We start from the raw sequence: 22182 nt of genomic DNA on the forward strand, positions 1-22182 counted from the left end.
TCACCGTACTCGTGTCGTGATCATCGGGTTGCGCCGAGCGATCAATCCACTCACCTACACACTGCTCGTCAGTGTCGGCCCGACGGGGCCTACCGGAGGTCAAACCCTTGGCTGCTGCGCCCAACGCATCCACCAACCCCAAGAACGGTCGCAACCACTCGCGACTCTCGTTCGCCAAGATCACGGACACCCTCACGGTTCCTGATCTGCTCGCCCTCCAGACGGAGAGCTTCGACTGGCTCGTCGGCAACGACGCATGGAAGGCCCGCCTCGCCGAGGGGCAGGAGCAGGGTCGTACCGACCTCGCGCTGCACTCCGGCCTCGAGGAGATCTTCGAGGAGATCTCCCCGATCGAGGACCTCGGCGAGACCATGCAGCTCTCGTTCACGTCCCCGGAGCTCGAGGACCCGAAGTACTCGATCGACGACTGCAAGGAGCGCGGCAAGACCTACGCCGCTCCGCTGTACGTCAACGCCGAGTTCATGAACCACATGACGGGTGAGATCAAGACGCAGACGGTCTTCATGGGCGACTTCCCGCTCATGACCGAGCGCGGCACGTTCATCATCAACGGCACCGAGCGTGTCGTCGTCTCGCAGCTCGTCCGCTCGCCGGGCGTGTACTTCGAGCGTGCGCAGGAGAAGACGTCCGACAAGGACATCTACTCCGCTCGCATCATCCCGTCCCGCGGTGCGTGGCTCGAGTTCGAGATCGACAAGCGCGACCAGGTGGGCGTGCGCATCGACCGCAAGCGCAAGCAGTCCGTGACCGTCTTCCTCAAGGCCCTCGGCCTCACGAGCGAAGAGATCATGGAGGAGTTCCAGGGCTTCGCGTCCATGGAGTCGACCCTCGAGAAGGACGCCGTCCTTACGAAGGAAGAGGCGCTCAAGGACATCTACCGCAAGCTCCGTCCGGGCGAGCAGGTCGCTGCCGAGGCCGCGCGTGCGCTCCTCGACAACTTCTACTTCAACTCCAAGCGGTACGACCTGGCCAAGGTCGGTCGCTACAAGCTCGACCGCAAGCTCGGCATCGACGCCCCGCTGTCCGACTCGGTGCTCACCGTCAAGGACATCGTCGCGACGATCAAGTACCTCGTGTCGCTGCACGCCGAGCGCACCACCATGGACGGAGTCCGTGACGGTGAGCCGGTCCAGCTCCGCCTCGACGTGGACGACATCGACCACTTCGGCAACCGTCGCATCCGCGCGGTCGGCGAGCTCATCCAGAACCAGGTCCGCACCGGTCTGTCCCGCATGGAGCGCGTCGTCCGCGAGCGCATGACCACGCAGGACATCGAGGCGATCACCCCGCAGACCCTGATCAACGTGCGCCCCGTCGTCGCCGCGATCAAGGAGTTCTTCGGCACCTCGCAGCTGTCGCAGTTCATGGACCAGAACAACCCGCTCGCGGGCCTGACGCACAAGCGGCGTCTGTCGGCCCTCGGCCCGGGTGGTCTGTCCCGTGAGCGTGCCGGCGTCGAGGTCCGTGACGTCCACCCGTCGCACTACGGCCGCATGTGCCCGATCGAGACCCCGGAAGGCCCGAACATCGGTCTGATCGGTTCGCTCGCGTCGTTCGGTCGGATCAACTCCTTCGGCTTCATCGAGACCCCGTACCGTCGCGTCGTCAACGGCGAGGTCACGAAGACGATCGACTACCTGACCGCCTCGGAAGAGGACGAGTTCGTCGTCGCGCAGGCCAACGCCCCGCTGACCGACACGTTCCACTTCGCGGACGACAAGGTGCTGGTCCGGAAGAAGGGCGGGGAGGTCGAGCTCGTCGGCAAGGACGAGGTCGACTACATGGACGTCTCGCCGCGCCAGATGGTGTCGGTCGCGACCTCGCTCATCCCGTTCCTCGAGCACGACGACGCGAACCGCGCCCTCATGGGTGCGAACATGCAGCGCCAGGCCGTGCCGCTCCTCCGCTCCGAGTCGCCGCTCGTCGGCACCGGCATGGAGGGCTACACCGCCATCGACGCCGGCGACGTCATCACCGCCGACAAGGCCGGTGTCGTCTCCGAGGTCTCCGCCGACGCCGTGACCCTGCAGCTCGACGAGGGCGGCACGCAGACCTTCTACCTGCGCAAGTTCGACCGCTCGAACCAGGGCACCAGCTACAACCACCGCGTGATCGTCAGCGCCGGTGAGCGTGTGGAGCAGGGCGAGGTCATCGCCGACGGCCCCGCGACGGAGAACGGCGAGCTCGCGCTCGGCAAGAACCTCCTCGTCGCGTTCATGCCGTGGGAGGGCTACAACTACGAGGACGCGATGATCCTGTCGCAGAACCTCGTGAAGGACGACACGCTCTCCTCGATCCACATCGAGGAGTACGAGGTCGACGCCCGCGACACCAAGCTCGGCAAGGAGGAGATCACCCGCGACCTCCCGAACGTCAGCCCGGACCTCCTGGCCGACCTCGACGAGCGCGGCATCATCCGGATCGGTGCCGAGGTCCGCCCCGGCGACATCCTCGTCGGCAAGGTCACGCCGAAGGGCGAGACCGAGCTCAGCGCCGAGGAGCGTCTGCTCCGGGCCATCTTCAACGAGAAGTCGCGCGAAGTCCGCGACACCTCGCTCAAGGTGCCCCACGGTGAAGAGGGCACGATCATCGGCGTCAAGGTGTTCGACGCGCAGGACGGCGACGACGAGCTCGGCTCCGGCGTCAACCAGCGCGTGGTCGTCTACATCGCCCAGAAGCGCAAGATCACCGCGGGTGACAAGCTCGCCGGTCGTCACGGCAACAAGGGCGTCATCTCGACGATCCTGCCCGTCGAGGACATGCCGTTCCTCGCGGACGGCACCCCGGTCGACATCGTCCTCAACCCGCTCGGCGTCCCCGGCCGCATGAACTTCGGCCAGGTGCTCGAGATCCACCTCGGGTGGCTCGCCAAGCAGGGCTGGAACGTCGAGGGCATCCAGGAGTGGGCCTCGGCCCTGCCGGAAGCCGCGCACAGCGCAGCCCCCGGCACGAAGGTCGCCACCCCGGTGTTCGACGGTGCGTACGAGCGCGAGATCGAGGGCCTCCTCGACTCCACGCTCCCGAACCGTGACGGCGAGCGCCTGATCGGTTCCTCGGGCAAGGCACAGCTCTTCGACGGCCGCTCCGGCGAGCCGTTCCCGGAGCCCGTGTCGGTCGGCTACATGTACATCCTGAAGCTGCACCACCTGGTCGACGACAAGATCCACGCCCGTTCGACCGGCCCGTACTCGATGATCACGCAGCAGCCGCTGGGTGGTAAGGCGCAGTTCGGTGGACAGCGCTTCGGTGAGATGGAGGTGTGGGCACTCGAGGCATACGGTGCCGCCTACGCCCTCCAGGAGCTCCTGACGATCAAGTCCGACGACATCCTCGGCCGCGTGAAGGTCTACGAGGCGATCGTCAAGGGCGAGAACATCCAGGAGCCCGGCATCCCGGAGTCGTTCAAGGTCCTCATGAAGGAGATGCAGTCGCTCTGCCTGAACGTCGAGGTCCTCTCGGCCGACGGCCAGGCGGTCAGCCTCCGCGACACGGACGACGAGGTCTTCCGTGCCGCTGAAGAGCTCGGCATCAACATCTCCTCGCGGTTCGAGTCGTCGTCCGTCGACGACATCTGATCCCGCCCGTCCGAACACGTTTCGAACTCAGCAAGAGAGAAGAACATTGCTCGAAGCAACTTCCTTTGACGCCATTCGGATCGGCCTCGCTACCGCCGAGGACATCCGCCAGTGGTCGTACGGCGAGGTCAAGAAGCCGGAGACGATCAACTACCGCACCCTGAAGCCCGAGAAGGACGGTCTGTTCGGCGAGCAGATCTTCGGTCCGTCCCGCGACTGGGAGTGCGCCTGCGGCAAGTACAAGCGAGTCCGGTTCAAGGGCATCGTCTGCGAGCGCTGCGGCGTCGAGGTCACCAAGTCCTCGGTCCGTCGTGAGCGCATGGGCCACATCGAGCTCGCCGCACCCGTCACGCACATCTGGTACTTCAAGGGCGTCCCGTCGCGCCTGGGCTACCTGCTGGACATGGCTCCGAAGGACCTCGAGAAGGTCATCTACTTCGCGGCCTACATGATCATCAGCATCGACGAGGAGGGCCGTCACGCCGACATGCCCGGCCTCGAGAACGAGATGCGCCTCGAGATCAAGAACCTCGAGAACCAGCGCGACTCGATCATCGCCGACCGCCTCAAGAAGCTCGAGGACGACCTCGCAGCGCTCGAGGAGGAAGGCGCCAAGGCCGACGTGAAGCGTCGGACCAAGGACACCGCCGAGAAGGAGATGTCCCAGGTCCGCAAGTCCTTCGACGAGGACATCACCCGCCTCGAGCGCGTGTGGGAGGACTTCCGCAACCTCAAGGTGGGCGACCTCAAGCCCGAGGACGCCGTCTTCCACGAGCTCCAGGACCGCTTCGGGATCTACTTCGACGCCTACATGGGCGCCGAGGCGATCAAGCTGCGCCTGGAGGCCTTCGACCTGGCCGCCGAGGCCGAGGCACTGCGTCTGCAGATCGCCGAGGGCAAGGGCCAGAAGAAGATCCGTGCGATCAAGCGTCTGCGCGTCGTCAGCTCCTTCCTCGCCACCGGCAACTCGCCGGCAGCGATGGTGCTCGACGTCGTGCCGGTCATCCCGCCGGAGCTGCGCCCGATGGTGCAGCTCGACGGTGGCCGCTTCGCCACGTCGGACCTCAACGACCTCTACCGTCGTGTGATCAACCGCAACAACCGTCTCCGCCGCCTGCTCGACCTCGGTGCCCCCGAGATCATCGTGAACAACGAGAAGCGCATGCTGCAGGAAGCGGTCGACGCGCTGTTCGACAACGGCCGTCGTGGTCGTCCGGTCACGGGTACCGGCAACCGCGCCCTCAAGTCCCTGAGCGACATGCTCAAGGGCAAGCAGGGTCGTTTCCGCCAGAACCTGCTCGGCAAGCGCGTCGACTACTCGGGGCGTTCGGTCATCATCGTCGGCCCGCAGCTCAAGCTCCACCAGTGCGGTCTGCCCAAGCAGATGGCGCTCGAGCTGTTCAAGCCGTTCGTCATCAAGCGCCTGATCGACCTGTCGCACGCGCAGAACATCAAGTCGGCCAAGCGCATGGTCGAGCGTTCGCGTGCCCAGGTCTGGGACGTGCTCGAGGAGATCATCCGCGAGCGCCCCGTGCTGCTGAACCGTGCGCCCACGCTGCACCGTCTCGGCATCCAGGCGTTCGAGCCGCAGCTCGTCGAGGGCAAGGCCATCCAGCTCCACCCGCTCGTGTGTGCTGCGTTCAACGCGGACTTCGACGGTGACCAGATGGCCGTGCACCTGCCGCTGTCGGTCGAGGCCCAGGCCGAGGCCCGCATCCTGATGCTCGCCTCGAACAACATCCTCAAGCCGTCCGACGGCCGTCCGGTGACCCTGCCCGCGCAGGACATGATCATCGGTCTGCACCACCTGACGACCGTCCGCGAGGGCGCCGTCGGTGAGGGCCGGGCGTTCTCCTCCGTGGCCGAGGCGATCCTCGCCAAGGACCAAAACTCGCTGCACCTCAACGCGATGGTGAAGATCCGCATGTCGGGTGTCCACTTCGCCGAGGGCGAGGCGCCGGAGGGCTACGAGGTCGGTCAGCCGATCCTCCTCGAGACCACCCTCGGTCGTGCGCTCTTCAACGAGACCCTCCCGGCGGACTACCCGTTCGTCCAGAAGGTCACCGACAAGGGCACGCTCTCCGCGATCGTCAACGACCTCGCCGAGCGCTACTCGAAGACCGAGACGGCCGCTGCACTCGACCGGATCAAGGACGCCGGCTTCTACTGGGGCACCCGCTCCGGTGTGACCGTCGCCCTCTCGGACGTCGTGACGCCTCCTCGCAAGAAGGAGATCATCGCGGGCTACGAGATCCAGGCCGCCAAGGTCCAGGGTGAGTTCGACAAGGGTCTGATCACCGACGCGGAACGTCGCGCCGACCTGATCAAGATCTGGACCGAGGCCACGAACGAGATCGCGCAGGAGATGCGCGACAACTTCCCCGTGGACAACACCATCAACCGCATGGTGTCGTCGGGTGCTCGTGGTAACTGGCTGCAGGTGCGCAACATCGCCGGTATGCGTGGTCTGGTGAACAACCCGAAGGGTGAGATCATCGCCCGCCCGATCATCAACTCGTACCGCGAGGGCCTGACCGTGGCGGAGTACTTCATCGCCACGCACGGTGCGCGCAAGGGCCTGGCGGACACGGCGCTCCGTACCGCCGACTCGGGGTACCTGACCCGTCGTCTCGTGGACGTGTCGCAGGACGTCATCATCCGTGAGGACGACTGCGGGACGACCCGTGGCCTCGAGCTGCCGATCGCGACGGTGGGCGCCGACGGCGGCCTCGTCCGCGACCCGCGTGTCGAGAACACCGTCTACTCGCGCACCCTCGCGACCGAGGCCGTCGACGCCTCGGGCACCGTGGTGGCCGAGGGCGGCGAGGACGTCGGTGACGTCCTCCTCGACAAGCTGCTGGCAGCCGGTGTCGAGAGCATCAAGGTGCGCTCGGTCCTGACCTGCGAGTCGGCCGTCGGTGTCTGCGCGCAGTGCTACGGCCGGTCGCTCGCCACGGGCAACCTGGTCGACATCGGTGAGGCGGTCGGCATCATCGCCGCCCAGTCCATCGGTGAGCCCGGTACCCAGCTGACGATGCGTACCTTCCACACGGGTGGTTCGGCCTCGGCCGACGACATCACGCAGGGTCTGCCCCGCGTGACCGAGCTCTTCGAGGCCCGCACCCCGAAGGGCGCGTCCCCGATCGCCGAGGCCCCCGGCCGCGCCACGATCGAGGACACGGACAAGGGCCGTCGGATCATCCTCACGCCGGACAACGGCGACGAGCCGTTCATCTACCCGGTGCTCAAGCGTGCGACCCTCCTCATCGAGGACGGGCAGCACGTCGAGCTCGGCGAGCAGTTCATCGCCGGCACCGTCGACCCGAAGGAAGTCCTCCGGGTCAAGGGCGTCCGTGAGGTCCAGAAGCACCTGGTCAACGGTGTGCAGGACGTGTACGGCTCGCAGGGTGTGCCGATCCACGACAAGCACATCGAGGTCATCGTCCGCCAGATGCTCCGCAAGGTCACCGTCGTCGACCACGCCGACACCGACCTGCTGCCGGGTGAGCTCGTCGACCGGTCGCGCTACAACGCGATCAACCGTGCGGCGCTGCAGGAGGGTCGCAAGACCGCCTCGGCTCGCCAGGAGGTCATGGGCATCACGAAGGCGTCCCTCGCGACCGAGTCGTGGCTGTCCGCCGCGTCCTTCCAGGAGACCACCCGCGTCCTGACGCAGGCGGCCATGGAGGGCAAGCAGGACCAGCTCGTCGGCCTCAAGGAGAACGTCATCATCGGTAAGCTCATCCCCGCCGGGACGGGCCTCAGCCGGTACCGCGACGTGGACGTGAACGCGACCGAGGAAGCGAAGGCGGAGCGGTACCCGAACCGCATCTTCGCGGACGACTCGTCGTTCTCGGACGCCGACCTGAGCTTCGTCGACTTCGACAGCTTCTCGTCGGACGACTTCACGCCGGGCACGTACAACTGAGCCGAGTGATCAACTGAGGAGGGCCCCGCATCCACCAGGATGCGGGGCCCTTCCCATGTCGGGGGCGGTCGTTCCGTCGTCGGAGGCGCGCTCGCGCCGGATGGGCGGACGAGTCGGACGGGAGGCGCGTGGCGGGGCCGCCACGCGCCTCCCGTCCGGTGGCTAGAACGAGCGACCGGCGTCGCTGTCGCGACCGCCGGAACCGCGGCCGCTCTCGTCGGCGAGCGAGTAGAGGCTGAGGACGTTGCCGTCCGGGTCACGGACGTCGAACCAGTCCACGGCACCGTCGACACGTTCGATCGGACCGACGTCGATCCCGAGGGCGGCGATCCGGGAGTGCTGCGCGGCGACGTCGTCCACGCCGAACCGGATCGTCACCGGGTTCTCGTCGGCGTGCGGGTCCTCGAGGAGCTGGATCCAGATGCCGCCGACCTCGTACTCCGCGACGCCCTCGTCGGGTTCGAGGTCCGGCTCGACCCGCTCGAACACCGCGCCGTACCAGAGGCACGACGCCTCGAGGTCGGTGACGGGCAACCCCACGGTCACACTCGTGATGTCCATGACTCATCATGGTCCGCCTCTGCTGGTGCGTCGAGGGGTAGGGCATGCTGGGTCCATGGCGACGCTGCGCGAACGGGTCACGGCCCCGGCCCACCTCGAGCTCCCCACCCCGGTCGGCGACCTGACCTTCCGGCCGGCGACGATGGCGGACCTCCCCGCGGTGCACGACATCGCCGTGGAGTCGGCCGCGGTCGACGAGCCGCACGCCCATCCCTCCACAGAGGACTTCGCGCACCGTCTGTCCACAGAGGGCCTCGATCCAGCCCGGGACACCGCGGTGGGCGTCGATGCTGACGAACGTGTCCACGCCTACGCCGTCGTCATCGCCGTCCCGTCCCGGGACACCGCCGCCCGTGTGCTCGTCGCGGGCTCCGTCCGGCCCGGCCACCGCGGACGCGGGATCGGCCGACGTCTGCTCGCGTGGCAGACCGCACGTGCCCGGCAGCACCTGGCCGCGGTGGACGAAGACCTGCCGGGCGCGATCGACCTCACGGCGCCGCAGGGGTCGTCTGCGCTCGCACTCGGTGCCCGCGCCGGTCTGCGCCCTGTGCGGTACTGGGTCGACATGCAGGTCGTGTTCGACGACGCCTCGGAGCGGCAGCCGCTGCCGGCGTTGCCCGACGGTCTGGTCCTGCGCGCGGCGACGGCGGACGACGTTGAGGGCATGCGCCAGGCCAAGAACGACGCCTTCCGTGACCACTGGGGATCCCAGCCGATGCTCGCGGCGGACTGGCACGGGTACCTCACGGCCGAGAAGAGCCGGCTCGACCTGTCCCGTGTGGTGGTCGACGAGCAGGGGGACGTCCTCGCCTTCACCGTGGTGGAGTCGGACCCCGGCGCGTTCTCCGCGCGTGGCCGGTCCTTCGCGTACCTGCACTGGGTGGGCGTCGTCCGGCGTGCTCGTGGTCGCGGCCTGGCGCCCCTCGTGCTCGCGGCGACCCTCGACGCCGTGCGGGACGCCGGACTGTCGGCGGCGGTGCTCGACGTCGACTCGGAGAACCCGAGCTGCGCGGTCGGACTCTACGAGCGCCTCGGGTTCGTCGCCGGCACGGTCAGCGTCACCGCGTCCACCGCGCTCTAGGGACGCCTCCCGCCGGACTCGATACCCGCGGGTACCCCTGTTCTGGGTCCAGACGAAAGCCCGCTCTCCCCTCCTTCTGGGACTGCTCGTGGGCGTCCACCCGGACGTACCGTGGTCGAGCGTCGTACCCCTGGCGACGCACACCCGAACCACGTCGCTTCGTCGCGCGCGGAAGCAAGGAGGTACAGGGCGCATGGCAACCCTGTCCGAGATCCTCATCCTCAACGGTGCCCTCCCGATCGAGTACCTCGACGCGATGACCGGCCACGAGGACGTCGACGAGCAAGCGATCCGGTCCCTCGTCGAGCAGGGCGTCGTGAGCGAGGCGCAGTACATCACCGCGCGCGCCGCGTCGCACAACTCGAAGACCGTGCCGCTGACCGACTACCCGGTCGACGGCACGGCCGTGTCGGTCCTGCCCGCTCCGCTGTGCCGTCGGCACTCGGTGCTCGGCATCGGGTTCGAGGGGGAGACCCTCGTGCTGGCGATGGTGAACCCGGCCAACGTGCTCGCGATCGACGACGCCCGTGCGGCCTCCGGTCGGCCGATCAAGCCGCTGCAGGTCGACGAGCGGGACCTGGTCGCCGCCTTCGAGCGGTACCTGCGCGCCGACGACGAGCTGAACGACCTGACGTCGTCGCTCGAGGAGGAAGCCGCGCGCACCACCGAGCAGCAGGCCGACATCGGGGACGGGGCCCTCGACGACGTGCCGATCGTGCGCTTCGTGAACCTGCTCGTCTCGCAGGCCATCCAGGACCACGCCTCCGACATCCACATCGAGCCCGGTGAGCACGAGGTCCGCGTCCGCTACCGCATCGACGGTGTGCTCCACGAGATGAGCCCGGCGCCGAAGAACATCCAGAACGGCGTCATCAGCCGTCTGAAGATCATGAGCGACATCGACATCGCCGAGCGTCGGAAGCCGCAGGACGGTCGCATGTCGGTCCGCCACGGTGGCCGTCAGATCGACCTCCGCGTCGCCACGCTGCCGACCGTGTGGGGCGAGAAGGTCGTCATGCGGATCCTCGACAACACGAACACGTCGCTGACCCTCAAGGACCTCAACCTGCTCGACCGCAACGCGGCGGCGTACCAGAAGTCCTACTCGAAGCCCTACGGCATGATCCTGGTCACCGGTCCGACCGGTTCGGGCAAGTCGACGACGCTGTACACCACGCTGAACGCCGTCGCGAAGCCCGAGATCAACGTCATCACCGTCGAGGACCCGGTCGAGTACCGGATGGCCGGCGTCAACCAGGTGCAGGTGAACCCGAAGGCCGGACTCACGTTCGCGTCAGCCCTGCGGAGCATCCTCCGGTCCGACCCCGACGTGGTGCTCCTCGGAGAGATCCGCGACCACGAGACCGCCCAGATCGCCATCGAGGCCTCGCTCACCGGGCACCTCGTGCTCTCCACCCTGCACACGAACGACGCCCCCTCGGCCATCACCCGGCTCACCGAGATGGACATCGAGCCGTTCCTGGTCGGGTCGGCGCTCGACTGCGTCGTCGCCCAGCGTCTCGCGCGCAAGCTCTGCGACCGCTGCAAGGTGCCGGCGGTCTACGAGGCCGAGCAGCTGCACGCCCTCGGGTTCCTCGCCAGCCCCGACGCCCCGGTGCCGGCGTTCTCGGCTCCGCTCGGCTGCTCGGTCTGCTCGAACACCGGCTACCGCGGCCGCATCGCGCTGCACGAGGTCATGACCGTGACCGAGGAGATCGAGCGGCTCGCCGTCGCCCGCGCCTCGAGCGCCGAGATCGGCCGCGTCGCCCAGGAGCAGGGCATGCTCACCCTCCGCATGGACGGGTGGGAGAAGGTCAAGCTCGGGCTGACGAGCGTCGACGAGATCCTGCGCGTGGTCGCGTAGGCGTGGGGGACGAGCAGATGACCGACTCCGTGTACGACCTCAGCCCGGCGGGTGACGAGCCCGTCGCCGGCTGGCACCCCGGGACGCCCGGCACCCCGGGCCTCGAGGTGGGAGGCCGCCGTGCCGCGCGCCTCGCCCAGGCCGCGCAGCAGTCGGCGTCGTCGACCCCGGCCGGCCAGGTCCCGACTGACCCGTACGCCGCTGACCCGTACGCCGCTGACCCGTACGCCGCCGGCCCGTACGCCGCCGATCCGTACGTCGCCGACCCGTCCGCGACCGGTGCCTACACCGTCGACGCGCACGGGCTCGACGGATGGGCGGTCGGGTCGTCCGCCGCCGCACCGTCGACGACCTCGATCCCCGCCCCGGCCGTGCCCGTCTATGACCTCAACGACGACCTCGCGAACTGGGCCGCTCCGGCCGACGCCCCGGTGGCCGTCCCCGTGGCCCAGCCGCACACCGTCCCCGCGACACCGCCGGCCGCGGTGCCGCCGTCGACGGCGAGCTACGGCTACGACGTGGCCCCGGCGACCGAGCACCTGCCGGTGGTGCCCGCAGCCGTGACCACGAGCCTCCAGACCATCGCCACGCACCCGCCGGCCCAGCCGGTGGTCCCGCCCGGCAGCCCGGAGATCGCGTTCACGCGCCACGCGCGTGAGGACGCCGACGCCGATCTCGTGACCGCCCTCGCCCAGGTCGTGTACCAGGGCGCCTCCGACCTGCACGTCACCGCCGACGCCCCGCCGACGGTGCGGGTCGACGGCTCACTCCGACCCGCCGTGCCGGGAGGCCCGTGGGCACGCAACAAGGTGATCGCGGCCCTCAAGACGCTGCTGTCCGTCGACCAGGCGGCGCAGTTCGACCAGGAGCAGGAACTCGACTTCGCGTACTCGCTGTCGCCGGAGTACCGCTTCCGCGTGAACTACTACCAGCAGCGCGGCAACTGGGGCGCGGCCTTCCGCATCATCCCGACGAAGATCAAGACGCTCAAGCAGCTGGGCATCCCCCGCCACGTCGGGGAGTTCGCGAAGCTCTCCCGCGGTCTCGTGCTCGTCACCGGCCCCACGGGCTCCGGCAAGTCGACCACGCTCGCCGCCCTCATCGACCTCGTCAACGAGACCCGGGCCGACCACATCGTGACGGTCGAGGACCCGATCGAGTTCATGCACGAGCACAAGAAGGCGATCATCAACCAGCGCGAGGTCGGGGCGGACACGCACTCGTTCGCCCGGGCGCTCAAGCACGTGCTGCGGCAGGACCCCGACGTCATCCTCATCGGCGAGCTCCGCGACCTCGAGACGATCTCCGTCGCGCTGACCGCCGCCGAGACCGGGCACCTCGTCTTCGCGACCCTGCACACGCAGAGCGCCCCCGGCACCATCGACCGCGTGATCGACGTGTTCCCGCCGCACCAGCAGGGACAGATCCGCACGCAGCTGGCGGCCACGCTCGAGGGGGTCGTCTGTCAGACGCTCGTGCCGAAGGCCAACGGGGCCGGCCGCATCGTCTCGACCGAGATCATGAAGACCACGCCCGCGATCGGCAACCTCATCCGCGAGGGCAAGACGTACCAGATCACCTCGGCCATGCAGGCCGGGCGTGACGCGGGCATGCACACGATGGACCAGGACCTCGCCGAGCTGGTCAACGTCGGCACCATCACCCGCAAGGCCGCGCTCGAGAAGGTCCACGACCTCGAGGGCTTCGACCGCCTCGTCCAGCGCGTCGAGTCGCCGTCCGACGCCTCGGCCGACGCCATCGCCGCGAGCGGGATCGACTTCGGCGACAAGTTCTCCGGAGGCTACTGATGTCCCTCGCATTCGACTACCGCGGGCGCGACGGTGCCGGCAAGCTCGTCAAGGGGCGCCTCGACGCCTCCTCCGAGGGGGCCGTCGTCCAGCGTCTGCGCGGCATGGGTGTCTCGCCGATCGCCATCACCGAGGCGAAGGCCGGCACCGGGCTGCAGACCGAGATCAAGATCCCGGGCTTCGAGAAGGGCGTCAGCCTGAAGGACCTCGCGATCATGTCGCGGCAGGCCTCCACCATGCTCTCGTCCGGGCTCTCGCTGCTCCGGGCGCTGACGATCCTGGCCGACCAGACCGAGAGCAAGAAGCTCAAGGAGATCCTGGGCAAGGTGCGCGACGAGGTCGAGCAGGGTGTCTCGTTCTCCGACGCGGTCGCGAAGTACCCGGTCGACTTCCCGCCGATCATGATCAACATGATCCGGGCGGGGGAGACCGGCGGGTTCCTCGACCAGGCGATGGACTCGATCGCGACGAACTTCGAGAAGGAGCACAAGCTCCGGTCGACGATCAAGTCGGCGATGACCTACCCGGTCGTCGTGCTGTTCATGTCGCTCGCCGCCGTGGTGATCATGCTCGTCTTCATCGTGCCGATCTTCCAGAAGATGTTCTCGTCGCTGGGCGGCCAGCTGCCGTTGCCGACGATGCTGCTCGTCTACGCGTCGCACGCGATGGTCTACGTCGGCCCGGCGCTGCTCGTCGTCGGCATCGTGTCGTGGCTGTGGTGGCGCGCGAACAAGAACACCGATCGGGTCCGCGCCGTCGTCGACCCGATCAAGTTGAAGCTCCCGGTGTTCGGGCAGCTCAACCAGAAGATCGTCATCGCCCGCTTCTCGCGGAATCTCTCGAACATGATCGGGGCCGGTGTCCCGATCCTGCAGGCGCTGCAGATCGCCGGGCAGGTCTCCAACAACTACGTCGTCGACAAAGCGCTCGGGCGCATTGCAGAATCGGTCCGGAAAGGCGAATCGATCGCTGCTCCGTTGGAGAAGGAAACCGTGTTCCCGGCAATGGTCTCGCAGATGATCGCCGTGGGTGAAGACGCCGGTTCGCTCGAGATCATGCTCGAGAAGATCGCCGAGTTCTACGACAACGAGGTCGAAACGACCACAGAAGCGCTGACCTCGCTCATCGAACCGCTGCTCATCGCGTTCCTCGGCGTCGTCGTCGGTGGCATGATCGTCGCCCTCTACCTGCCGATCTTCCAGATCACGACGCTCGTCAAGTAGCGGCGGCGCGGCCCCTCCTCGGGGGCAGAACACTGCGGTCCTGACCCCGGTAGTGGGGGCATTTCATTCCGATCTGCCCCCGTTCTCGGGATTATGCGGTCTTCGGGCGCCGATTAGTTTTGTCACTGCGGCGGAGCAGTCCCCGGCACATCCCCCAAATGCATTCCCACGAAACGGAAACCACAATGTACTTCGCTCTCATGGGCAAGCTCGACGCTCGCCGCAAGGGTCTCCTCGAGGACAAGGAGAAGGGCTTCACGCTCATCGAACTCCTCGTCGTCGTCATCATCATCGGCATCCTCGCCGCGATCGCCATCCCGGTGTACATCGGGGTGCAGAACAACGCGAAGGACTCGGCGGCGAAGTCGGACCTGACCAACGCGAAGACCGCGCTCATCGCCGAGTACACGTCGAAGAACATCTTCCCGACGACGCTGACTGGCCTCGCCGGGTACAACGCGAGCGAATACACGAAGGACGTCGGCGCCGCACCCGCTTTGACCGGCACACCCACTGCTGAGAAGTTCTGCATCGTCGCGACCAGCAACTCCAAGAAGGTGTTCCACATCGACCAGGACGGTGGCGCGAAGGACGGCGGTTGCCCGGCCTGATCGATCGGCTAGGGAAGCGGGCCCTGACGACGTCAGGGCCCGCTTGTTCCATCTGTAGGACACGATCCAGAGGGAGGTGGCCATGCTGCGCATCACGACCCTGCTCCGCCGTGCGCGCGAGCAGGACGAGGGCCTCTCGATCGTCGAGGTCCTGGTCGCCATGACGGTCTTCGCCATGATCGCCGCCGGTGTCGCCATGGGCATCGCCAGCTCCCTCTACCTCGCCCAGACCTCCCGCTCCCGCGAGGTCGCGATCAACCTCGCCCAGGACGCCATCGACCGCGCGCGGACGAGCACGAACCTGTTCTCGGTCGTCGACGACACGAGCACGCAGACGGTCGGCGGCCTCCGCTACACCGTGAAGCAGACCGCGCGGTGGGTCCCGCGGTCCGGCTCCCCGAACGCCTGCGGCGCAACCGGTGGCAACGGCGGCCCCCTCGCCTACAAGCGCGTCGCGCTGACGGTGTCCTGGTCGGCCGGCGGCGGCCAGTCCGTGTCGATGAACAGCATGGTGGCGCCGACCTCGTCCGTCACGGCGGCGAACCTCGGCACGATCATCGTGTCCGCCAGCCTCGTCGACGGCTCCGGGAACGCCGGGGCGTCGGTGGCCATCGGTCCGGCGGCGAGCAACCCCGGCACCGCGGCCGCCATCACCTCGACCATCCCGAGGACCGATGCGACCGGGTGCTCCTACGCACTGAACGTCAAGCCGGGCCGTTACGACGTCAAGCTCACGAAGGCCGACAACATCGACGACGGCACGTCCTCCGGATCCCTCGGCGCCCAGACCACGACGCCGTCGACGACCGTGACCGTGCAGGCCAACCAGACCTCGGCCGCGAACTTCAACTTCGACACCGCCCTCGACGTCGTGCCGCAGTGGGCCGACCCGAACGCCAGCGCACGCCCCTTCACGACGCCGACGAGCACCACGGTCTCGCTCCGACGGAAGTCCGCCGACTACGGGCCATTCCCGACCGGAGCCACGACGCAGGTGTTCCCCTACACGGACGGCTACAAGGCGGTGGCCGGCGAGCCGGCGAAGTGCCTCAGCGTGGACCCGGAGAACTGGACCACCGCGAACGGCACCGCCGTCGCCCCGCGCAACCAGCCGCAGCCGGCCTCCGGGACGAACGCCGTCAAGGCGCCGGTCCAGACGGTCACGGTGAAGCTCAACGGCAAGGCGGACAACTCCCTCCGTGCGACGTCGGTGGCACCGACCGCGGGGTCCGGTGATCCGGGGTGCGCCACCACGACGACCTACACCTTCACGAACCTGCCGACCAACGGGAACGTGACCATCGCGCTGCCCTACGGCACGTGGTCCCTGCAGTCGGGGACGGTCGTGTCGGTCCTCAACGGCCTCGTGAACATCACGTTCTCGAGCACGACGCCCTCGGTCACCTCCGGCACGGGGATCACCGTGACCGCCGGCAAGGTCCTGCTCGACCCACGGCGGACACCGTGATGCGCGTGCTCGCCCGGCTCCGTCGGGACGACCGGGGCATCTCACTGGCCGAGCTCATCGTCGCGATGAGCGTGAGCATCCTGGTGCTCGCGATGGCCGGGGCCTTCTTCGTGTCGGTCTCGCGGGCGTCCAGCACGACGACCGGCGTCGACGGCAACACCCGCGTCGCGTCGACGGCGATGCTCGAGGTGCAGCGCATGCTCCGCGTGGCGTCGAACAACCCGGTCGCGAGCGGCGTCGACACCCAGTTCGCGTTCCAGTACGCCTCGGCGACCTCGGTCCGGTTCTTCGCCTACGTCAACCTCAACTCGACCGCCGAGGTGCAGCCCGTCGAGGTGCAGTTCACCCTCGACCCGACGAGGCGGACGATCGTCGAGACGAAGTGGAACGGGACCGCGACCGATGCGGCGCGCACCTACTTCGACTTCCCGCGCGCGACGACGCCCACGCTGCCGAACGTCCCGACGTCCCGCCTGACACTCGCGTCCTCGGTCGTTCCCGGCGCACTCTTCACCTACGCCGACGCCGGCGGTGCGCCGCTGGTCCCCGGGGCAGCGGGACTCACCGCCGCCCAGCTGCAGGCCGTCCGGACCGTCACCGTGACGCTGACCGTCGGGGACCCGGACGCCTCCCGCCCCGCCGCCGACGACAACGTCACGCTCACGAGCACCGTGGGCATGCCCAACCTCCGGATCTGACATGCGCCGTCTCCTCGCCCTCCTCCGCCGCCACGACGACGACCGCGGTGTCGCGCTCGCCGCCGTGCTCGGCATCGGCATGGTCGTGATGATCCTCGCGGCGACCATGGTCGGCATCTCGACGTCCGGCGCCGTGAAGACGACCTCGGACCGGGACTACGCCAACGCCATGGCAGCGGCCTACGCCGGGCTCGCCGACTACCAGTCCCGCGTGAACGCCGACAACACCTACGCGACGAAGTACGGCGACTCCACGCAGCCGTTCAGCTCCGGTGACACCTTCGCGAACAAGACCGGGGGCAACCCCGCCTTCACGAGCTGGGTCACGGTCCCGGACTCGAACGGGGCGAGCGGGTCGACGTCCTACCGGTACGCGGTGGACAACAGCATCTACGGGCAGCAGGGCATCGTCCGCGTCCAGGTCACCGGCCGGGCCGGCGCGACCACCCGCACGCTCGTCGCCAACGTCAAGCCGGACGGGTTCTCGAACTACCTGTACTGGACCGACTACGAGTCCGGCGACCCGGACATCACCGGCGAGAACTGCAACAACGTGTACCAGAACGCGAACTTCTCGGCGCCGCCGATCGGTGGCAAGCCGGTGTGCGGACGCATCCAGTTCCAGGACGGTGACGTCCTGAACGGGCCGATCCGGTCGAACGACGTCATGCTCGTCTGTGGCGGGACGTTCATGAAGACCGTCCAGTCGGCCGTCGGGACGACCGACTCCGGCTGCTCCCCCAAGCGGACGCCGTCGTACCAGTACTACGACGGGTACCAGCCCGAGGTCGTCGGGTCGTACACCCCGCCGTCGACGATCAGCGCCGGACGCGACCGGATGTACTCGGACGACCCGACCGTGAGCGGGACGACCCCTGGCACCGGGTGCCTGTACACCGGCCCGACCCAGATCACGTTCACCGGGAACGGGACGATGAAGGTGCGCTCGCCCCTGACGCTCGCCACGAACCTCCAGAAGACGAGCCCGTACGGCTCGGCGCCCGCGAAGTGCGGAGCGATCTCCGACCTGCAGGGTGCCGGTGCGACCGTCAGCACGAGCCTGCTGGCGAACAACCTGATCTACGTGCAGGACGAGCCGGCGACGGCGGGCAGCGGCAGCTCGACGAACCCGAACTACTACTGGTCGAAGTACACCGCGAGGACCGCGCCGTCGGCCTGCATGCGGAGCTCCTCCGTCACGGACAACGGCCTCGGGTTCCCCTACACCGGCCGTGCCGCCGGGTACAGCGGGACCTACACGGAGGCCAACCCGCGGAACGCCCAGGGCGACTCCGTCCCCTTCAGCAAGGCGTACGGCTGCAGCAACGGCGACCTGTTCGTCTCGGGCAAGGTCGACGCCTCGATCACGCTCGTCGCCGAGAACTACGTCTACGTCACCGGTGACCTGCAGTACACCGCGACCCGGGCTGCGTCCACGGTGCTCGGCATCGTCGGGCAGGAAGCCGTGCTGGTCTGGAACCCGATGTTCGACCGCGTCACGTCCCTCTTCGGCTCCGCCACGGTCACGCCGTTCCTGGCCGACAACCGCACGGTTTCCGGCGCGATCCTCTCGAACCAGGGCACCTTCACCGTGCAGAACTACGCGTACGGCGGCGAGCGGGGCACCCTCACGCTCAACGGCTCCATCGCCCAGCGCTACCGCGGTGCGGTCGGCAAGGGGAGCAACGGGTACCTCAAGGGCTACGGGTACGACACGAGCCTCGGCAGCTACACGCCGCCCTTCTTCCCGCAGCCCGTGATCACGACGTACAAGGTGACGTCCCAGATCGAGGTCAAGGCCGCCTACGACGCGAAGGGCGCTCCGCGGTGACCCTCGCCGTCGTCCTCCTCGCCGCGGTCCTCGGACTCGCCGTCGGGTCCTTCCTCAACGTCGTCGTGCACCGTGTGCCGAACGGGCTCTCCGTGGTCGCCCCCGCGAGCGCCTGCCCGGGCTGCGGCCACGGCATCCGCCCGCGGGACAACGTCCCCGTGGTGTCCTGGCTGGTCCTGCGCGGGCGGTGCCGGGACTGTGCCGCTCCCATCTCGGCGCGGTACCCGCTCGTCGAACTGGCCACCGCCGCACTGTTCGCCGTCGTCGCGGGTGTGACCGTGCCCGGGCTCGGCCCGGTGCCGGACGGCCGCGCCGCCGCCACCACCGTCGTCGCCCTCGTCGCGCTCCTGTACCTCATGGCGATCTCGATCGCGCTCGCGCTCATCGACGCCGAGGTGCACCGTCTCCCGAACGCCATCGTCCTCCCCGCGTACCCGGTCCTCGCCGTGCTGCTCGTGACCAGCAGCGCGCTGAGCGGCGACTGGGCGGCGCTCGGACGGGCCGGTACCGGTCTCGTCGTGCTCGGCGGCGCCTACCTGCTGCTCGCGCTCGCGGTCCCGGGCGGCATGGGTCTGGGCGACGTGAAGCTCGCCGGCGTCCTCGGCATGGTGCTCGCGTACCTCGGATGGGGACCCCTCACAGTGGGAGCTTTCGGCGCCTTCGTCCTGGGCGGTACGTTCGCCATCGGCCTCATGGTGTCCGGACGCGCTCGACGCGGTTCCGGCGTCCCGTTCGGCCCTTGGATGCTCGGAGGAGCGTGGCTCGGCGTGTTCGCGGGGCAGCCGCTCCTCGACGGGTACCTGCGGATCATCGGACTGGCCTGAGGAAGGACCGTGCACATGGCGAAGAGCATCGTCGGCGTCGACATCGGCGGCGAATCGATCCGAGGGGTCGAGGTCCTGCACCCGCACCGACCGGAACCCGTGATCCAGCGCGTCGCCGAGGTGCCGCTGCCCCTCGGCGCGACGAAGCGCGGCGAGGTCCTCGAGCCGAACACCATCGCCGCCACCCTGCGTGAGCTGTGGCAGGTCGGCCGGTTCCGATCGAAGAACGTCATGCTCGGCGTGGGCAACCAGCGCGTGCTCTCCCGCGACCTGACCGTGCCGAAGGCCTCCCTCGCCCAGATCCGCGAGTCGCTGCCCTTCCAGGTGCAGGACATGCTGCCCGTGCCGGTCGGCGACGCGATCCTCGACTTCTACCCGGTCTCCGAGAGCACCGGTCCGGACGGGCCGGTCGTCCACGGCCTGCTCGTCGCCGCGATCAAGGACGCGGTCCTCGCGAACGTCCGCGCGGTGCAGCTCGCCGGGCTCAAGCCGGTGGGGGTCGACCTCATCCCGTTCGCCCTCACCCGGGTGTACCTGCCGGCGGCACGGTCCGCGGGGACGCACGCGCTCGTCGAGATCGGCGGGAACACGACGACCGTCATCATCGCCTCGGACGGTGTCCCGCAGTTCGTCCGCATCATCCCGACCGGCGGCGGCGACCTCACAACCGCGCTCTCGACGTCGCTCGAGATCCCGGTCGACCAGGCCGAGGCGGTCAAGCGCTGGATCGGCATGGGCGCCAACGTCCAGACGCCCGACGACCTCCGGGCCGCCGCCTCCATCCGTGAGAGGAGCGGGGAACTGTTGACGAGCCTCCGGAACACCGTCAGCTACTTCGCGAGCACCCGGCCGGACGTCACCGTCGGCAGCATCGTGCTCGCCGGAGGCGGCGCTCAGCTGCCCGGCTTCGCCGAGGCGCTGCAGACGCAGACCCGCATCCCGGTGGTGCTCGGCGACCCCTTCGCCGACGCGGCGACGGCGCGTGCGCTGCGCCGTGAGGACGTGACCGCACGGGGGACGTCCGCCGCCGTCGCCTGGGGACTCGCGATCGGGAGCACCGCCGCATGACCAAGATCCTGGAGTCACCGAAGACGGCGCGCCGTCGCGGCGGTCCGTCGCACGAGGTCCGCATCGCAGCCGATGTCGCCCAGCGCACCAAGCGACAGGGGCGGGGTGCCGCGCAGACGATCGTCGTGGGCGGCGCACCGCGCGTCGACCTGCTCCCGACCGAGGTCCTCGTCGACCGCCGTCAGCGGGGCGTCGTCCGTCGCGTCTGGCTCGGCGTGGTCGTGCTCGTCGTCGCGACCGCGGGCGTCGTGCTGCTGGCGTCGGCGAGCGCGATGCAGGAACAGGCACACCTGGCGGACGTCCGCCGGGAGACCGACACGCTCCTGCTGCAACAGCAGCAGTACCGCGACGTGCGGACCGTCGAGACCCAGTCCGACCTGCTCCGTGCGGCCCAGGCCGTCGGCGGGTCCACGGAGATCGACTGGCAGTCCACGCTCCAGGGCGTCCAGGACTCGCTGCCCGCGGGCGTCGCGATCACCGGCGTCCAGATCGACTCGGCGACCCCGCTCGAGGCGTACACGCAGGCGACCGGCCCCCTCCAGGGCCAGCGGGTCGCGACGCTCACGGTGGACGCCGCCAGCCCGACGCTCCCGTCCGTGCCCTCGTGGCTCGACGCGGTCCGGAAGCTCCCCGGGTACGTCGACGCGAACGCGAACTCGGTCACCCTCGACACCTCGACCGGCGTCTACACGGTCGACATGACGATCCACCTCGACGAGACCGTCTTCGACGGCAAGTACGCGCTGAAGGGCAAGTCGTGAGCCGCAACCGCATGATGCTCCTCCTGGCGGCGCTCGCCGCGGTCGTCGTGCTCGCCGGGGGCTTCTTCCTCGGCGTGCGCCCGCAGCTCGACAGCGCTGCGGCCGCCCGCACCGACGCCGAGAGCATCGAGTCGACCAACACGGTGACGCGGACCGAGCTCGAGCGCCTCCGCGAGCAGGCGAAGACGCTGAACCAGCAGCGAGCGACGCTCGAGACCCTGCGCGCCTCGGTGCCGGACTCGAGCAACACGTCGGCGTTCATCAGCGCGCTGAACGCGACGGCGGACGCGGCCGGGGTGAAGGTGTCCTCGATCACGGTCGGCGACGCCCAGGCCTACACGCCGCCGGTCGTCGCCGCGACGCCGACCGACGGGGGCGACTCCACGGCCACCCCGGCTCCGTCGGCGACGCCGGCCCCCGCCGGCACCGCGTCCGTACCCGTCCCGGTCGCGCCAATGACCGACAGCAGCATCACCGCGGCGAACTTCTCCGTGATCCCGGTGACCGTCTCCGTCACCGGTGACTTCGCGCAGGCGCTGGCCTTCGTCAAGGGTGCGCAGACGAGCGACCGTCTCTTCCTGATCAACTCGATCTCGTCGTCGTTGGAGTCGCCGGGCGCCGCCGACGCAGCCGCCGCGGACGCGCCGACCTGGTCGTTCAGCGGGTCCGTCTACGTGCTGTCCGACGAGGCGGGCGCATCCGCCACGGGGGCGCCCACGGCGACCCCCACGGCGTCGGCGGCCGGCTGACCCGGGCCCGTCCAGGGCGCCGCCGCACGCCCCCGGGAACGGGCTGGCACGACCCCCGGAACGGGGCCGGTCCGCCACGCCGATCCCGCTTCCGCCGGGGCCTCCCGTCCG

15 protein-coding genes are annotated in these 22182 nt (G+C 68.9%); 14 read left to right on the plus strand and 1 reads right to left on the minus strand.

Annotation, left to right across the window (positions count from 1 at the left end):
• Positions 1 to 107: 107 nt before the first annotated feature.
• Positions 108 to 3596 (plus strand): DNA-directed RNA polymerase subunit beta, encoded by a 3489-nt coding sequence (rpoB, locus tag KM842_RS14335; RefSeq protein WP_216259413.1) that lies wholly within the window; start codon positions 108 to 110, stop codon positions 3594 to 3596.
• A gap of 46 nt (positions 3597 to 3642) precedes the next feature.
• Positions 3643 to 7524 (plus strand): DNA-directed RNA polymerase subunit beta', encoded by a 3882-nt coding sequence (locus KM842_RS14340; RefSeq protein ID WP_216259416.1) that lies wholly within the window; start codon positions 3643 to 3645, stop codon positions 7522 to 7524.
• A gap of 162 nt (positions 7525 to 7686) precedes the next feature.
• Here the strand turns inward: KM842_RS14340 and KM842_RS14345 are convergent, their stop codons facing one another.
• On the minus strand, positions 7687 to 8085 hold the full coding sequence (locus KM842_RS14345; RefSeq protein WP_216259418.1) for a VOC family protein: 399 nt from the start codon (positions 8083 to 8085) through the stop codon (positions 7687 to 7689).
• A 55-nt stretch (positions 8086 to 8140) separates the two neighbouring features.
• On the opposite strand from KM842_RS14345, the gene KM842_RS14350 reads away from it, so the two are divergent.
• The 12 genes from KM842_RS14350 (at position 8141) to KM842_RS14405 (ending at position 22071) form a co-directional block, all read left to right on the plus strand.
• Entirely contained in the window at positions 8141 to 9166 is a 1026-nt protein-coding gene (locus KM842_RS14350; protein WP_216259420.1) for a GNAT family N-acetyltransferase, read from the plus strand.
• 193 nt (positions 9167 to 9359) lie between these two features.
• The gene (locus KM842_RS14355; RefSeq protein WP_216259422.1) at positions 9360 to 11030 is read left to right on the plus strand and encodes a GspE/PulE family protein; all 1671 of its coding nucleotides are present in this window, start codon (positions 9360 to 9362) and stop codon (positions 11028 to 11030) included.
• Positions 11031 to 11047: 17 nt separating this feature from the next.
• Positions 11048 to 12838, plus strand: coding sequence for a type IV pilus twitching motility protein PilT (locus KM842_RS15990; protein WP_216259424.1), 1791 nt, complete (start codon positions 11048 to 11050; stop codon positions 12836 to 12838).
• On the plus strand, positions 12838 to 14061 hold the full coding sequence (locus KM842_RS14365) for a type II secretion system F family protein (RefSeq protein WP_216259426.1): 1224 nt from the start codon (positions 12838 to 12840) through the stop codon (positions 14059 to 14061). Before KM842_RS15990 ends, KM842_RS14365 begins: the two co-directional genes overlap by 1 nt.
• Positions 14062 to 14246: 185 nt before the next feature.
• Positions 14247 to 14672 (plus strand): type IV pilin protein, encoded by a 426-nt coding sequence (locus KM842_RS16090; RefSeq protein WP_367397696.1) that lies wholly within the window; start codon positions 14247 to 14249, stop codon positions 14670 to 14672.
• A gap of 82 nt (positions 14673 to 14754) precedes the next feature.
• A complete protein-coding gene (locus KM842_RS14375; protein WP_216259428.1) occupies positions 14755 to 16140 on the plus strand; it encodes a type IV pilus modification PilV family protein in 1386 nt (461 codons plus the stop codon).
• Positions 16141 to 16145: 5 nt separating this feature from the next.
• Positions 16146 to 16838, plus strand: coding sequence for a hypothetical protein (locus tag KM842_RS14380; RefSeq protein WP_216259431.1), 693 nt, complete (start codon positions 16146 to 16148; stop codon positions 16836 to 16838).
• A 1-nt stretch (position 16839) separates the two neighbouring features.
• Positions 16840 to 18669 (plus strand): hypothetical protein, encoded by a 1830-nt coding sequence (locus KM842_RS14385; protein ID WP_216259433.1) that lies wholly within the window; start codon positions 16840 to 16842, stop codon positions 18667 to 18669.
• Positions 18666 to 19493 (plus strand): prepilin peptidase, encoded by an 828-nt coding sequence (locus tag KM842_RS14390; RefSeq protein ID WP_216259435.1) that lies wholly within the window; start codon positions 18666 to 18668, stop codon positions 19491 to 19493. Before KM842_RS14385 ends, KM842_RS14390 begins: the two co-directional genes overlap by 4 nt.
• A 15-nt stretch (positions 19494 to 19508) precedes the next feature.
• Entirely contained in the window at positions 19509 to 20561 is a 1053-nt protein-coding gene (pilM, locus tag KM842_RS14395) for a type IV pilus assembly protein PilM (RefSeq protein WP_216259437.1), read from the plus strand.
• Positions 20558 to 21322: a hypothetical protein gene (locus KM842_RS14400; RefSeq protein WP_216259439.1), complete on the plus strand. Its 765-nt coding sequence runs from the start codon at positions 20558 to 20560 to the stop codon at positions 21320 to 21322. The genes pilM and KM842_RS14400 overlap by 4 nt, the downstream gene beginning before the upstream one ends.
• A complete protein-coding gene (locus KM842_RS14405) occupies positions 21319 to 22071 on the plus strand; it encodes a hypothetical protein (protein WP_216259441.1) in 753 nt (250 codons plus the stop codon). The genes KM842_RS14400 and KM842_RS14405 overlap by 4 nt, the downstream gene beginning before the upstream one ends.
• Positions 22072 to 22182 lie beyond the last annotated feature (111 nt).

Source organism: Curtobacterium sp. L6-1 (genome assembly GCF_018885305.1).
In the GTDB taxonomy this organism is placed as follows: domain Bacteria; phylum Actinomycetota; class Actinomycetes; order Actinomycetales; family Microbacteriaceae; genus Curtobacterium; species Curtobacterium aetherium.